Below are 14,616 nucleotides of genomic sequence, written 5' to 3'. Positions count from 1 at the left end.
GCGTCAGTCTGTCACCCGGTGGGGACGCCGCGGCCCGGGACGCGACGGCTGCTCGTCGGAGGCGACCGGCTCGCCGACGCGTCCGTGCTCCTCGAGCAGGCGCAGCAGGCCGTGCCCGTCGGGTGCCGAGAACGTCTGCACCGAGCGGGCCGCCCACGGCCGCAGCGGCGGGTCGAGCTTGATCGGGTTGGACAGCACCTGCTCGGCCGGCGTCAGCTGCCGGATGCAGATGGCGTCGACCCGGTCGGGGCGCGCCTCGGCGAACTCGGTGTAGAGCGCGGGGTCGTGCTGGCCGTCGTCACCGACGAGCAGCCACTGGATCTCGGGGAAGTCGCGGGCGAGGCGGTGCAGGCTCGTGCGCTTGTGGTCCTGGCCGCTGCGGAACCAGCCGGTGTTGGTCGGGCCCCAGTCGGTGAGCATGAGCGGCCCGAGCGGGAACCCGTTGTCGACGAGGAACCGGTTGAGCGTCGCCGAGGTGTTCCACGCGCCGGTCGACACGTAGACGATGGGGGCGCCGGGGTGCGCCGCCAGGATGCGGCGGTACATCGGCGCCATGCCGGACACCGCGTGGCGGGCCTTGCCCCGGCGCACGAACGTGTTGAAGGCCGCGATCATCGGGCGGGGCAGCATCGTGGTGATGACGGTGTCGTCGATGTCGCTGACGATCCCGTGGGTGACGCCGTCGGCGACGATGAAGACGTCGGCCGCGACGGGGTCGGTGCCCTGGACCTCGACGATCACCTGCTGCCAACCCGGTTCGAGGCCGTGGTCGCGGGCGACGATGTCGACGTGTCCGCCGCGATCCGAGCGGCCGTACACCTCACGGTCGCCGGCGGTGACCTTGACCGGGACGCCGGTGGCCGGTGACGTGATGAAGGCACGCCACCCGCGGTCGTAGTGGGCCGGGCTGAGCGCACCGGTCGCGTCCTGACGCGCCTCGGGGCCCTCGGTCTGCTCACGGCCCTTGCGCCCCAGAAGGATTCGCGCGTAGACGCGCACGAACGACGACGAACCGTAGCCGACGTGGGTGATGACGCGGTTGCCCCAGCCGCGGCCGCGCAGGACGCGCTCGATCTGCTCGTGGACGGTGTCCTCGATGATGGCGGCCGCGTGCGGTCGGGACATGACCCGACCCTACCCGGCGGGGTCGCGGCTTCGGCGCGCCCGTGCCGTGGCGTCGTGGGGGCGGATGGCCACGTCGTGGACGACGGCGCGCGCCGCGCGGCGTCCGGGGGTTTCATGGGGCTCGTGCACCCGATCGCCACCGCCCTGTCCAGCGCCGCCACGGGCGACTTCCCCGACGTCGACGGCGCCTGGCGCCGCGTCGAACCGTGGCGTGACGGCATCGAGGGCGTCATCGCCTTCACCGGCCACGCCGTGCTCGCCATCGGCGAGGACGTCCACGACGACGACGTCACCGCCCTGGGCGCCGACGGCTTCGGCGGCGCGAGCAACCCGCGCGTCGTGTCGGCACTCGCCTCCGGCGGCTGGATCGACTCGCTCGACGTCGTCCTCGTCGCACGCGGCCGTGGCGGCGAGCCCGCGCTCGTGCCCCGCAGCGACCTGCGCAACCACCCGCGGGCCGAGCACGCGACGGTCGTGCGCACCAGCGTCCGCACCTTCGGCTACCCGGAGGCCCGCGACAAGACCCTCGTGACGCTCTCCCGCGGGCTCGGTGGCCTCCACGAGGTCGGCGTCGAGACCGACCCCGAGCAGGAACGCTCGGGCACCGACGTCGTGCGTGACAGCCTGACGCTCGTGGCGCAGGACGAGGTCGTCGTCGCGACGTGCGCGCCGGGCAACGCCCGGGCCCTCCGGGCTTTCCTGTCAGCGGGTTTCGAGCCGGTGGCCTCGGTCCAGCTGTGGCGGCCGGAGCGCGGCTGACCGGCCCGTTCACGTCCCTGCAACCGTCGACGACCGATTGGCGCGACCGCGGTCGCCGTGATCGGATCTCCCGGTGGACACCGCCGACCGCCGCTTCAGCCCAGAGGCACGACTCCGGTACGCCCGCACGCTCGTCTGGCCGGTCCTGCCCCTCGCGGCGGCCGCCTGGTGGGTCGTGGGCGCCTTGCCGTGGATCGTCGACGGCCTCGGGTCCTCCTCGCCCCGGTACTGGGTCGCCGACGCCGTCACGGGCGAGGCGAGCGGGGGCTACATCACGCTGCTGCCCTTCCGCGCCGTCTTCCTGCCGCTGCTGCTGGCGCTGACACTCGTCGGCGGCGCCGCTGCCGGGATCACCGTCCGATGGACGAGCAGAGGCGCCCGGCGCCCGATCCTTGCCGGGTTCGCTTCTGCCGTGGGCGCGCTCGCGGCGATCGCCTACACCGTCGCCCAGTCGGCCGGTGCCACCCGTCAGCTCGGCAGCGACTTCGACCGCGACGACCGCGTGCTCGTCGGCGTGGTCGCCGTCGCGGTGGCGGGCGGGCTGACCGGTCTGGTGCTCGGGTGGTGCCTCGCGTACGGGGCGCCGGTCGCGGCGGCCCTCGCGGGCGCCCCGCTGGCCGTCGCCGCCGGGGCGTGGACGACGCGTCTCGTCGTCGTGGCCCTGGGCCCGGACGACGCCGGTTCGGTCGTGCAGTGGACCTCCGCGGCGACCGTGGGCCTCGTCGTCGGCATCGGGCTCGCCCGCGTCGGCGTGGCGCCCGCACGACGCCTCGGCACGTGGGCGGCCGTCACGGCCGTCGTCGCCGTGGCGCAGGCCGCGTTCTCCGCGTTCGAGCACCTCGCCGGCCGCCTGCACGCCGGCGCCGGGCTGCCGGGAGCCCTCGGCGGCCTCACCGGCGAGTCCCGCGGCGTCTTCCTCGACGCGCTCGCCCCCGGCCACCAGTCGTGGTGGTGGCTCGTCGTGGCCGTCGGTGTCGCCATCGCCGGGGCGCCCGCCACCCGACGCGCCCGGGGCGCCCGGGACGCCCGGGACGCCCGGGACGCCCGGGGCGTCCGACGCGTCCGTGCCGCCGACACCACGCGCGCCGCAGTCCCGGCGTCGGCATCGGCTCCGGCGTCGGGTGATTCGGTGCCGGCCGAGCGCACGACGCGTTGACCGACACGCCCCTTTCGGCCGTCGCCACGTACGGTGGGGCCATGCTTCGCAGGACCCGGATGAGAAGAGCCACGGCCGCCGCCCTCGCTGCGACGGTCGTCGGCGGCCTCGGCGCGGGCTGCTCGATGTTCCAGCAGCCTCCCGCCCCCGACGACACCGCCCGCGCCCTCGCCGCCGGCCTGGCCAAGGCCGACGTCACCGGCGTCGCCCTCAAGGGCACCACGGCGCAGAAGGTCAACGCCTTCCTCGCGACCGCCTTCAAGGGGATGGACGGCAAGCGCCCCACCGTGTCGCTGCAGAAGATGAGCCACGCGGAGGGTTCGGACAAGGCCACCGCCACCCTCGCCACGACGTGGGACGTCTCCTCGTCGCCGGCCGCGTCCCCCGCCAGGTGGTCGTACACGACGCAGGTCGACCTCAACCTCGTCGACGACGCGTGGCAGGCCACGTGGAGCCCGCGCGTCGTCGCCCCCGACCTGCGCTCCGACGAGAGCCTCGTCCTCGCGCGCACCTGGCCGCGTCGCGCCGACATCCTCGACCGCAACGGCGCCAAGCTCATGACCGAGCGCGAGGTGGCCGTCGTCGGCATCGACAAGACGAAGGCGCCCGGTTCGGCCGCCACCGCGTCGGCCCGCAGGCTGGCCGCCCTCGTCGGCGTCGACCCCGGCCGCTACGCCACGAAGGTGTCGCAGGCCGGGGCGAAGGCGTTCGTCGAGGCCATCACCTTCCGCGCCGACGACCCCCAGCTGACGAAGAACGGGCCGGCCATCGACAAGGTGACCGGCGCCATCACCGTGCCGGCCCTGACCGTCCTCGGCCCGAGCCGCACCTTCGCAGCCCCGATCCTCGGCACCGTCGGCGAGGTGTCGGCCGAGGACGTCAAGGCCGCCAAGGGTGCCCTCGAGGCCGGCGACACCATCGGCAAGAACGGCCTCGAGTACCGCTACGACGCCCAGCTGCGCGGCACGCCGGGCCTCGCCGTGCAGGCCGTCCGACGCGGCGCCGACGGCAGCGTCCTCGACAAGCGCGAGGTGTTCGCCGAGCAGTCGAAGGACGGCACGCCCGTCACGCTGACCATCGACCAGAGGCTCCAGACCGCCGCCGAGGCGGCACTCGCCTCGCAGACCCAGCGCCCGACCGCGCTCGTGGCCGTGCGCATCTCGACCGGTGAGGTGCTCGCCGCCGCGGTGGGCCCCGGCGCGAACGGCGCTACCCTCGCCCTCGCGGGCAAGAACCCGCCCGGCTCGACGTTCAAGATCATCAGCTCGCTCGCCCTCGTCCGCAAGGGCGACACGGCCGACACGAAGCTGCCGTGCACCGACTCGCTCACCGTCGACGGCCGCCGGTTCGGCAACTACACGACCTACCCGAAGAACCACCTCGGCGACATCCCGATGCAGACCGCACTCGCGTTCTCGTGCAACACGGCCTTCATCAGCCAGCACGAGAAGGTCAGCCAGGACGACCTCATCAGCGCGGCACAGTCGCTCGGCATGGGCGAGAAGCTCGAGCTGCCCTTCACCGGCTTCCTCGGCTCGGTGCCCGGCACCGACAACACCGTCGAGCACGCCGCGTCGTTCATCGGGCAGGGACGCGTGGAGGCCTCACCGCTCACGATGGCGCTCGTCGTCGCCTCGGTCGTCAAGGGCCAGACGGTGCGCCCGCTGCTCGTCAAGGGCAGCCCCGCGCTGCCGGCACCGGCGACGCCGCTCAAGCCGGAGGAGGCGCAGGTGCTGCGCCAGGAGATGCGAGCCGTCGTGCAGGAAGGGTCCGGCACGGTGCTCAAGCCCCTCGGCGTCGAGTACGCCAAGACCGGTACGGCCGAGTTCGGCACGAAGAACCCGCCCGACACCCACACGTGGATGGTCGCCGGCCGCGGAGACATCGCCATCGCCGCCTACAACGAGCTCGGCGACAACGGTGTGACGGGGTCGGCCCCGTTCATCGTCGACTTCCTCAAGAAGACCAACCTCCGCTGAGAATCGAAAGAGCAGTTCGTCCTCCCCGGGGAATCGAAAGAGCAGTTCGCCCGTGCGGACGAACTGCTCTTTCGATTCTGGTGAGCGGACGAACTGCTCTTTCGATTGCTGCTACTGGGCCTTCACGACGTCGACGTCGGCGGCGCGCACGAACGCGAACCGGTGGCCGAGCGAGATCTGGTAGTAGACGTCCTTGCCGACGACGTCGACGTGGTCGTTCGGGGTGTCCGCCGAGAACGTCGTCGCGCGGTAGTAGTTCGTCGGCACGGTGAGGTCACCGACGGCGTACCGCTGCCCGGCCGTGAACTGGTACTGCAGCGGCGCGAGCGCCTGCACCGGGATGCCCGCCGGGTAGGCCGATGCCTCGGGGTAGGCGCGTCCGTACACCGGCACCGACGTGCGGCCCGCCTTCGGCACGACGTACTGGCCGCCGACGGGGATGGCCGTCGGGTCGCTCACCGGGTTGTGGAACCAGCCCTTGACGCCGTTGAACCAGATCGCGGTCCAGTCGCCCTGGCGCTCCGCGACGGCGAAGGTCAGGCCGGTCTGGGCGCGGGCGCCGATGTCGGAGACCGACGTCGTCGACGGGGCGCCGTTCGGCTTGCGGCCGATGTCGTTGACGAGCGGCGCGCTCTCGGACGGAGACGTGTGCAGGTAGACGAAGTTCGTGCCCTGCGGGGTGCAGGCGGTGCCGGCCGAGGTGCAGGAGGTGACCGTCTGCACGTTGTCGTCGAAGCCCGGCAGGATCCGCACGAGGTCCTGGGCGCCGTCGACGCCGTGGCTCTGCAGCGGCGCCCCGAGCAGCTGGAAGTAGTGCTCCCAGTCCCAGTAGGGCCCCGGGTCCCAGTGCATCCCGGCCACGTTGTTCGGGGTCACGCCCGGGATCTGGTCGTGGCCGAAGACGTGCTGCATGTCGAGCGGGACGTCGTACGTGCGGGCGAGGTAGCGCACGAGCCGGGCCGACGACCGGTACATCGGCTCGCTGAACCACTCGGCTCCGGTGGCCGCGAAGCCCTCGTGCTCGAGGCCGATCGAGTGGCTGTTGACGTACCAGTTGCCGGCGTGCCAGCCGACGTCCTTGGGCTCGAGGTGCTGGGCGATGTGCCCGTCGCTCGAGCGCAGGGAGTAGTTCCAGGCCAGGTACGTCGGGTCCTGGACGAGCTTGAGCGTCGTGTTCCAGGACGCCTCGGTGTTGTGGATGACGATGTTGGTGATCGCCGGCGAGGTGGGACGGGTCGCGAGGTCGTGGTTGCCGTAGTCACCGGCGCCAGGGCCGGTCTTGGCGTACGGCGCCGGCACCCACTCGCAGTCGAGCCCGGGCGGACAGTCGACCGGGCCGTTCGCATTGGCCTTGGGCAGCTTGAGGCGGCCCACCTGCCCGCGCTGCGGCGACACCGACGTCGCGGCCAGCGAGACGACCTTGCCATCGTTCGTCGTGCGCGAGGCACCTTCTGATACAGCGGAGTACGCGTCGTCGGCGAACGCTGAGGCGGCCTCCTGCTCTCCGGCGCCGGACGCGTCGGCGACGGTGGCGTACCAGTCGCCTGCCGCGCTCGAGGTGCCCGTCGGCAGCCCCAGGCGTCGCTGGGTGTCGGCGAGCAGGGCCGCGCCACCGCGGATGTTGGCCAGCTCGTCGCTGCGCAGGGCGTCCTCGGTCAGCCCGGTCAGCTCGGCCGCGCGGCCCAGCGTGTCGGCCACCGGCTTCGCGTCGGAGGCGCCGGACGCGTCGGGGGCGTCGCCGAGGCCGCGCCCCTCCTGGGGCGAGCCGAGGGACGCGTCGACGAGGTGCATGGGGCCGTAGCCGCCGGACGTGCTGTGGCCGGGGCGGAAGTCCCAGCGGGTCTGGGCGTACGACACGGCCTCGAGGACCGTGAGCGGCACGCCGTACTCCTGCGCGGCCGCCGCGAAGGCACGGGCCCGGCTTCCGGAGTCGCTGCCCGCGGACGTCGCCGCCGTCGAGGTCGTGCCCGACGTGGTGTCGGCCTGGGCGCTCGGGCCCTGCAGGGCCAGCCCCGCGACGACGACGGCGGCGGCCCCGACGGCCGCAGCCCCTTGGCGGAGCCGGCGCGTGCTGCGGGCAGCGCGCGGTGCTGGGCGTGGTGGTGAGCTCGGAATCACTCGAAGTCCCTTTCGTGTCCCCTGGTCGGTCTGGTGGGCGCCACCGGCCCCGAGCCCGACAGACACCTCTGTCGCCGAGCATTCCCCCGACCTCTCGCACCCGCCACTCGAAAAAGTTCATCGAAGCGTTGCCGCGAGTCGTCGCGTCCCGCGGACACGGGCCCCGGCCGAGGGCCACCATGGATGTCATGGGGCGCGCAGGCCGGTGCGTGGGACTGGCAGCCGCGGCACTGCTGTTCGCAGGGTGCGGCGTCGACGCCCCCTCGACCGACGGCGACTTCACGACGCCACCTGGCTTCCACGCCACCAGCGCCTCCCCCGGTGCGGCGAACACCGGCCTCCCGACCACCGCCGATGCCACTGTGGGGCCCGAGTACGGGCCGCAGTTCCCGTTGACCCTCCGCCGCACCGGCGGCGTCGCCGGCTTCGACGACCGCATCGTGCTGCGTGCCGACGGCAAGCTGCTCGTCGACACCCGGTCGGTGCACGGACGCATCTGCACCCTCGGCGGCGCCCAGCTGCGCCAGATCGTCGGGGCCCTGAGCACCCTGCGTCTCGGGCCGTGGAGCTTCAGCGCGACGCCGACCGACGGGTCTCCGGGCGACCCCGCGAGCGTCCCGGCCAGCGACCCCATCCTCATCTCGGTCACCGACGACCGTTCCCGCGCAGTCGATCTCACCGACCCGTCGGTCGGTGAGGTGGCCGGTCTCGTCGCCACGCTCGTGGCCGACGTGACGCTGACCGCGCCTGCCACGACACGCTGCACCGACGCCGCGGCGTCCTGACCTCGGCGACCTGGCAACGCGGCGAGGCCGGTGTGCCGCCTGGGCGACACACCGGCCTCGCGTCGAGCGTGGAGGGGTGGGTGGACGAACCGTCAGAAGTTCGTCGACACGTCGTCGATGACGAAGCTCGTCTGCAGCGAGGAGTCCTCGGTGTCGGCGAACTTCAGCGTGACGTTCGTGCCCTTGTAGGCGGTGAGGTCGATCGTCTTGGCGACGTACGAGGCCTTCGGCGTCGACAGGTTCGAGTAGCTCTGCTTCGTCACACCGTTGATCTGGACCGTGGCGGTGTCGTAGGCCGTCGTGGTCGTGGTCTCGGACGTGTCGATGCGGATGTAGTACGTCAGCGTCGGCGAGGTGGCCGTGGCGGGGACCGAGAAGGTCTGCGACTCGTTCTCCGAGCCGGAGGTGCCGTTGCCGCCGAGCCACATCTTCCACGAACCCGTGCGGGCGGGGCGACCCGTGTTGTTGGTGATCGGGCCGGCCGTACCTGTCCAGCCGGTCTGGCCGGACTCGAAGCCGCCGTTGGTCAGGGCCGTGCCGCCACCGCCACCGCCGCCGGTGCCGCAGGTCTCTGTGCTGGCCGGGGCCGAGATGGCGCCCATGGCCTTGTCGACCGCGGTGCACTCGGCCGAGCCGGCGCCGTAGAGGTCCTTGGCCGCCTTGATGACGCCGGTGCGGGCCGCCGCGTAGTTGCTGCTCGAGGTGAGGTACGTCGACAGCGTGCGGTACCAGATCTTCTCGACCTTGGTGTGGCCGATGCCGGTCACCGTCGAGGCGTCACACGTCGGGCTGTTGTAGCTGACGCCGTTGATCGTCTTGGCGCCCGAGCCCTCGGAGGCCAGGTAGTACCAGTGGTTGAGCGGGCCCGAGGAGTAGTGCGGGTCCAGGCCACCGAGGGAGCTGCTCCAGCAGTCCTTCGACGCGCCGTCCTTGCTCGGCTTGTCCATGTAGCGCAGCGGCGTGCCGTTGCCGTTGATGTTGATCTCCTCGCCGATGAGGTAGTCCGGCGTGTCGGAGGGGTTGTTGGCGTACCACTCGACGCCGGTACCGAAGATGTCCGAGGTCGCCTCGTTGAGGCCGCCCGCGTCGCCGGTGTAGGCCAGGCCGGCCGTGTTCTCGGTGACGCCGTGGCTCATCTCGTGGCCGGCGACGTCGAGCTCGACGAGCGGGGCGGCGTTGTTGGCGCCATCGCCGTAGGTCATCTGCGTGCCGTCCCAGAAGGCGTTGACGTAGTTCTGGCCGTAGTGGACGCGGCTGCGGGCGCCGGTGCCGTTGTTCCAGATGCCGGCGCGGCCGAGCTGGGTGTTGTAGTAGTCGTACGTCTTGCCGGCGCCGTAGTGGGCGTCGACGGCGGCCGACTGGCGGTTGCTCTGCGCGCCCGTGCCCCAGACGTCGTCGGCGTCGGTGAACGTCGTGCCGTTGCCGCTCGTGGCCTGGTTGAGGTCGGTCGTGTAGTTGCCGTGCGTGTCCTGCATCGTGTAGCTGCCGGCGCTGCCCGACGTCGCCAAGGTCACGGTGCCGACGAAGATGCCGTTGCCCGTGCCCTCTTTGATGTCGTCCCAGCTGGTCAGGGTCTTGCCGGTGTTCGCGTCGACGATCGTGTGCAGGCGGGTCGGCGTCTGGTCGGCCTTGATGCCCTCGGTGACCACCTCGTAGGCCAGCTTCGGGCCGGTCGGCGACTGGAAGACGACGAGCTCGCCCGGGGAGGCCTTCTCGTTCTTCGCCTTGGCCGCGGCGAGGCCGGCGGCCTGGGCCGTGCTGCGGGCGATCTTCGGCGAGAAGGAGGCCGGGGTGGCGTCCTTGCGGATGTTCCACGTCACGCTCTTGACGGCGCCGGACGCATCCTTGTGGCTGACGAAGTCGCCGCCGACGACGCGGAGGCCGTTGATGGTGCGCTCGTAGCGGACGTGCGTCGCACCGTTCGGGTCGGCGATGACCGACTTGACGGTGAGGGCCTCGCCCTTGAGGCCGAGCGCGCTGGCCGTGGCCGCGGCGTGGGACTGCTCGCTCGCCTTGAGGGACTGCGACTCGGGAGCGGGTGCCTTGTCGTGGCCGCCACCTGCCGCTGCACCCGCCGGGATTGCCGGCGAGATGGCCAGCGCGAGGGCGAGAAGGCCCCCGGTCGCAAGGCCGGACTTCAGTCGATTCACTGGGAACTCCTTGTCAGGACGCGGCAGAAAGCCGCCTCGGAGGGGTGTTCCTGGCATCTCGCAGGGTGGGATGCGGCGGAACGAGCGCGACGCTCCCAGCCGCCGCGAATCAGGGTCAACGGGGCTTACCAAGTCTTTGCCAAACTCCTTCCAAACGCGGAGTAACGGCTGGCGGCAAGGAGATTCGCGACTGGCGGTGGCTTGGCGGTTCTCCCAGACTGGCGCCCTGCGACGCCGCCCACCCCCGCCGGCTGAGGGCGTCGGGGCCTGGGCCGCCGCATCGGGCGCGCCGTCTCCTAGGCTGGGCGGCATGGGCAGGGTCACGGTGCGGCGCAAGGTCACGACGGTCGACGTCGCCGCGCCCGCGGACCGCACCACCACGCTGCGCCCCGACACGCTGACCGTCGAGGAGCCGCTCGAGATCCGCGTCGGCGACGTCCCGCTGACGGTCACGATGCGCACGCCCGGGCACGACATCGAGCTCGTCCACGGGTTCCTGCTGTCCGAGGGGATCATCGGCTCGGCCGACGACGTGTCCCTCGCCCGGTACTGCGCCGGGGCCGTCACCTCCGGAGAGACCGGCTTCGACGAGAACACCTACAACGTCATCGACGTGACGCTCGCGCCCGGCGTCACCCCGCCCGACGCGTCGGCCGCCCGCGCCTTCCTCACGTCGTCCTCGTGCGGCGTCTGCGGCACGGCGAGCATCGAGCAGCTGCGCACCCGCACCGCCTTCGACGTCGCGTCCGACCCCATGGGCGTCACGGCCTCGACGCTGCTCGCCCTGCCCGACGCGCTCCGGGCCCGGCAGCGCTCGTTCGACCGCACCGGCGGGCTGCACGCGGCGGGGCTCTTCACCGCCGACGGCGAGCTGCTCGTCGTGCGCGAGGACGTCGGTCGCCACAACGCCGTCGACAAGGTCGTCGGGTGGGCGATGCTCGAGGGCCGGCTGCCGGCCGCCGGGTGCGTCCTCATGGTGTCGGGGCGGGCCTCGTTCGAGCTGGTGCAGAAGGCGGTCGTCGCCGGGATCCCTTGCCTGGCAGCGGTTTCCGCACCGTCGTCACTGGCGGTCGACCTCGCCGAGGACGCCGGGGCCACCCTCGTCGGGTTCGTCCGCGGCACGCGCTTCAACGTCTACACCGGCGCCCACCGCGTCACCACCTGAGCCGCCCAGCCGCCGACCCGTGCCGACCAGAGGAGCAGCCGTGCCCGTCTTCGCGATCCACTACACCTACCCCGACGACCCAACCGAGATGCTCACGGTCCGACCGGCGCACCGCGAGTGGCTCACGAGCCAGCCCGGCCTGCTCGTGGCGGGCATGTACCAGGCGGGGATCGACGAGGTCAGCGAGGGCGAGACCACCGACCAGGAGCCGGCCAACGCGGCGCTCATCGTCGTCTCGGGCGACTCGGTGGAGGCGGTCACGGCGACCTTCGACCAGGACCCGTACTGGCAGGGCGGCTACGTGCTGCGACGCGTCGTCCGCGCGTGGGACCCGCCGCTCGGCCCCTGGGTCGCCGACGCCACCCAGTCCCCCGCCTGACGCGTCAGGCGCCCCGCCCGGCACCAGCGCGCCATGTGGCGGCTTGTTGCGGTCACGGCGCCGCGATCACCACGACAACGCGCCACGTGGCGTCGAGTTGCGGACGGGCCGAAGGACGGCTGACGCGTCAGGTGCGGGTGACCCGACCGTCCTCGACGTGCCAGCGCTCGTCGAGGCGGACGTTCTCGAGCAGGCGACGGTCGTGGCTGACGAGCAGCAGCGCGCCGTCGTAGGACTCGAGCGCCTCCTCGAGCTGCTCGATCGCCGGCAGGTCGAGGTGGTTGGTCGGCTCGTCGAGCACGAGGAGGTTGACGCCGCGGGCCTGCAGCAGCGCCATCGCGGCCCGGGTGCGCTCGCCGGGTGACAGCCGCCCGACCGCGCTGGTGACATGGTCGGCCTTGAGGCCGAACTTGGCCAGGAGGGTCCGCAGCTCGGCGGGTGCGAGGTCGGGCAGCGCGTCGGCGAACGCGTCGCCGAGCGGGAGGTCCTCGCGCAGGCCGGTGCGGCCCTGGTCGATCTCGCCGATCGCGACGCTGGCGCCGAGCGACGCGCGTCCCTCGTCGGGCGCGAGCCGGCCCAGCAGCAGCGAGAGCAGCGTGGTCTTGCCGGCGCCGTTCGGGCCGGTGATGCCGATGCGACGCCGGGCCTCGACCTGCAGCGACGCCGGCCCGAGCGACCAGTCGCCGCGTCGCACGACCGCACCGTCGAGCGTCGACACGACGCTGCTCGACCTCGGGGCGGCGGCGATGGTGAACTGCAGCACCCACTCCTTGCGCGGCTCGACGACCTCGTCGAGCCGGGCGATGCGCGACTCCATCTGGCGCACCTTGCGGGCCTGCTTCTCGGCGGAGTCCTGCTGGGCCGCACGGCGGATCTTGTCGTTGTCCGGGCTCTTCTTCATGGCGTTGCGCACGCCCTTGGACGACCACTCGCGCACGGTGCGGGCCCGGCCCTCGAGGTCGGCCCTGGTGCCGGCGTACTCGTCGTAGGCCTCGCGCGCGTGCCGCCGGGCCCGCTCACGCTCGTCGAGGTAGGACTCGTAGCCGCCGTCGTAGACGTGGACGGCGTTCTGGTGCAGGTCGAGCTCGACGATGCGGGTGACGCAGCGGGCGAGGAACTCCCGGTCGTGCGACACGACGACGACACCGCGCCGCTGCCCCGCGACGAACGCCTCGAGCCGGTCGAGGCCGGCGAGGTCGAGGTCGTTGGTCGGCTCGTCGAGGAGCACGACGTCGAACCGGCTGAGCAGCAGCGCGGCCAGGGCCACGCGCGCGGCCTGGCCGCCGGACAGGGAGGTCATGAACGCGTCGGCGCCGACGTCGAGGCCGAGCTCGCCGAGCACCGCGGGCAGCCGGTCCTCGAGGTCGGGGGCGCCGCTCGCCAGCCAGTGGTCGAGGGCGACCGCGTACCGGTCGTCGGCCACCGCGTCGGTGCCGAGCAGCGACGCGGCCTCCTCCATCTCGGCGGTGGCGGCGGCCGCACCGGTACGGCGCGCGACGTGGCCGGCCACGGTCTCGCCGGGCACGCGCTCGTGCTCCTGGGGCAGCCAGCCGACGAACGCGTCGGTCGGGGCGGTGGTGACGCTGCCGCCGAGCGGGGTGTCGACACCGGCGAGCAGGCGCAGCAGCGTCGACTTGCCGGCGCCGTTGGGACCGACGACGCCGACGACGTCGCCGGGCGCGACGGTGAGGTCGAGGCGCTCGAAGAGCGTGCGGTGGGCGTGGCCGCCGGCGAGGTCCTTGGCCACGAGCGTCGCGCTCACAGCGGGTGCACCGTGACGACGTCGCCGTCGACGATCTCGTCGGCCGGCTCGGGCACCTCGACGAGGCAGTTGGCGGCGGCCAGCGCCGTGAGGTGTCGCGCGTCGGGGGCACGCACCGTGCCGTCGGGCGACAGGACGCTCGTCAGCAGCTGGAGCCGGCCGACGCGGGTGCGGCGACGCGGACCGCGGTAGGTCGCCCTCAGGACGGGACGCGTCGGGGCGCCGTGCCGGGCGTCGAGCGCGGGCCGCACGAGCACGTGGAAGGCGACGAACGCCCCCGTCGGCGTGCCCGGCAGGCAGACGACCGGGGTCGACCCCCACCGGCCCAGCCCCTGCGGTCCGCCGGGTTGGAGGGCGAGGTGGACGAAGCGGAAGCCGTCGACGGGCTCGCACACCTGGCGCACCACCTCGTGCGCGCCGGCGCTGACGCCGCCCGTCGTGACGACGAGGTCGATGGTCGGTGACGCGTCGAGCTCGTCGAGCAGGGCGTGGAGCGTCGCGGGGTCGTCGGGGCACGTGTCGACGCGTGCGAGGGTCGCGCCCGCGGCCTCGACGAGCGCGGCGACCATGTCGGAGTTCGACTCGTGGATGCCGCCCGGGCCGGGGTCGAGGCCGGGGCCGGTCAGCTCCGCTCCCGTGGCGACGACGGCGACCCGGGTCAGCACGTGCACCTCGGCGTCGACGCAGCCGGCCGAGCGGGCCAGCGCCAGCACCCCGGGCGTCAGGGCGTCGCCCGCGCGCGCGACGGTGCCGCCGGCGCGCAGGTCCTCGCCGCGTCGGCGCACGTGCTGGCCGGGCTCGACGGCTCCGCCGACCGTCACCGACGCCGGGGCCGCCCCGGTGCGGGCGGCGTCGGTGCGCTCGACGGGGACGACGGCGTGGGTGCCCTCGGGCACGCGGGCGCCGGTCATGACGCGCGCGGCCTCGCCGGGGCGGAGCGCGAACGTGGGGGCGTCACCGGCGGCGACGTCGCCGACGACGGGGTAGGTGCAGGCATCGGGTGTCCCCGCGTCCGGGTGGACGGCGTACCCGTCCATGGCGCTGTTGTCGAAGCGGGGCAGGTCGTCGCGGGCCACGAGGTCGGCGGCGAGGTACCTGCCGCGGGCGCGGTGGTCGAGGGCGACCCGGACGACGGGCGCGGCGCCGAGCAGGCCCGCCACCGCAGCACGGTGCGCGTCCACGGAGACGTGGTCGGGGTGGTCGCTCGGCACGCCGCAAGTCTGCCGCACCAGCGGCGC

The 14,616-nt window shown here is 73.1% G+C and carries 11 protein-coding genes; 6 read left to right on the top strand and 5 right to left on the bottom strand.

The genetic code is table 11. The features are described from left to right. Positions 1-3: 3 nt before the first annotated feature. On the bottom strand, positions 4-1,125 hold the full coding sequence (locus tag AC3A5R_RS17555; RefSeq protein WP_487622052.1) for an App1 family protein phosphatidate phosphatase: 1,122 nt from the start codon (positions 1,123-1,125) through the stop codon (positions 4-6). Positions 1,126-1,200: 75 nt separating this feature from the next. Here AC3A5R_RS17555 and AC3A5R_RS17550 point away from each other — a divergent pair, with 75 nt between their 5' ends. From AC3A5R_RS17550 to AC3A5R_RS17540, 3 genes are all read left to right on the top strand, one after another. Next, positions 1,201-1,884 (top strand): N-acetyltransferase, encoded by a 684-nt coding sequence (locus AC3A5R_RS17550; RefSeq protein ID WP_487622051.1) that lies wholly within the window; start codon positions 1,201-1,203, stop codon positions 1,882-1,884. A 73-nt stretch (positions 1,885-1,957) separates the two neighbouring features. After that, a complete protein-coding gene (locus AC3A5R_RS17545; protein ID WP_487622050.1) occupies positions 1,958-3,040 on the top strand; it encodes a hypothetical protein in 1,083 nt (360 codons plus the stop codon). A 41-nt stretch (positions 3,041-3,081) separates the two neighbouring features. Next, a complete protein-coding gene (locus tag AC3A5R_RS17540) occupies positions 3,082-5,019 on the top strand; it encodes a penicillin-binding transpeptidase domain-containing protein (RefSeq protein WP_487622049.1) in 1,938 nt (645 codons plus the stop codon). 111 nt (positions 5,020-5,130) lie between these two features. On the opposite strand, the gene AC3A5R_RS17535 is transcribed toward AC3A5R_RS17540, so the two are convergent. Then, on the bottom strand, positions 5,131-7,137 hold the full coding sequence (locus AC3A5R_RS17535; protein WP_487622048.1) for an N-acetylmuramoyl-L-alanine amidase: 2,007 nt from the start codon (positions 7,135-7,137) through the stop codon (positions 5,131-5,133). A 188-nt stretch (positions 7,138-7,325) separates the two neighbouring features. Between AC3A5R_RS17535 and AC3A5R_RS17530 the strand changes: the two genes are divergently transcribed. Beyond that, positions 7,326-7,922 carry a hypothetical protein gene (locus AC3A5R_RS17530; RefSeq protein WP_487622047.1) on the top strand — a complete coding sequence of 199 codons (597 nt, stop codon included), beginning with the start codon at positions 7,326-7,328 and terminating at the stop codon, positions 7,920-7,922. Positions 7,923-8,014: 92 nt separating this feature from the next. Here the strand turns inward: AC3A5R_RS17530 and AC3A5R_RS17525 are convergent, their stop codons facing one another. Next, a complete protein-coding gene (locus AC3A5R_RS17525; protein ID WP_487622046.1) occupies positions 8,015-10,072 on the bottom strand; it encodes a M4 family metallopeptidase in 2,058 nt (685 codons plus the stop codon). A gap of 310 nt (positions 10,073-10,382) precedes the next feature. Between AC3A5R_RS17525 and fdhD the strand changes: the two genes are divergently transcribed. Further along, entirely contained in the window at positions 10,383-11,237 is an 855-nt protein-coding gene (fdhD, locus tag AC3A5R_RS17520) for a formate dehydrogenase accessory sulfurtransferase FdhD (protein WP_487622045.1), read from the top strand. Positions 11,238-11,277: 40 nt separating this feature from the next. After that, complete coding sequence (locus tag AC3A5R_RS17515; protein WP_487622044.1) at positions 11,278-11,616, top strand: YciI family protein; 339 nt, start codon at positions 11,278-11,280, stop codon at positions 11,614-11,616. Positions 11,617-11,743: 127 nt separating this feature from the next. Here the strand turns inward: AC3A5R_RS17515 and AC3A5R_RS17510 are convergent, their stop codons facing one another. Together AC3A5R_RS17510 and AC3A5R_RS17505 are read right to left on the bottom strand one after the other, a co-directional pair. Further along, the gene (locus AC3A5R_RS17510) at positions 11,744-13,378 is read right to left on the bottom strand and encodes an ABC-F family ATP-binding cassette domain-containing protein (protein ID WP_487622043.1); all 1,635 of its coding nucleotides are present in this window, start codon (positions 13,376-13,378) and stop codon (positions 11,744-11,746) included. After that, on the bottom strand, positions 13,375-14,589 hold the full coding sequence (locus tag AC3A5R_RS17505) for a molybdopterin molybdotransferase MoeA (protein ID WP_487622042.1): 1,215 nt from the start codon (positions 14,587-14,589) through the stop codon (positions 13,375-13,377). Before AC3A5R_RS17505 ends, AC3A5R_RS17510 begins: the two co-directional genes overlap by 4 nt. Positions 14,590-14,616 lie beyond the last annotated feature (27 nt).

It is taken from the genome of Intrasporangium sp. Soil_C_50, assembly GCF_057656595.1.
The sequence above is the reverse complement of the archived record's forward strand: the minus strand, read 5'-3'. Positions and strand labels throughout refer to the sequence as shown.

Bases quoted from the DNA above. Each gene is read 5' to 3' on its own strand.
- AC3A5R_RS17540 (WP_487622049.1), top strand. From the start codon at position 3,082: ATGCTTCGCAGGACCCGGATGAGAAGAGCCACGGCCGCCGCCCTCGCT.
- AC3A5R_RS17530 (WP_487622047.1), top strand. From the start codon at position 7,326: ATGGGGCGCGCAGGCCGGTGCGTGGGACTGGCAGCCGCGGCACTGCTG.
- AC3A5R_RS17555 (WP_487622052.1), bottom strand. From the start codon at position 1,125: ATGTCCCGACCGCACGCGGCCGCCATCATCGAGGACACCGTCCACGAG.
- fdhD (WP_487622045.1), top strand. From the start codon at position 10,383: ATGGGCAGGGTCACGGTGCGGCGCAAGGTCACGACGGTCGACGTCGCC.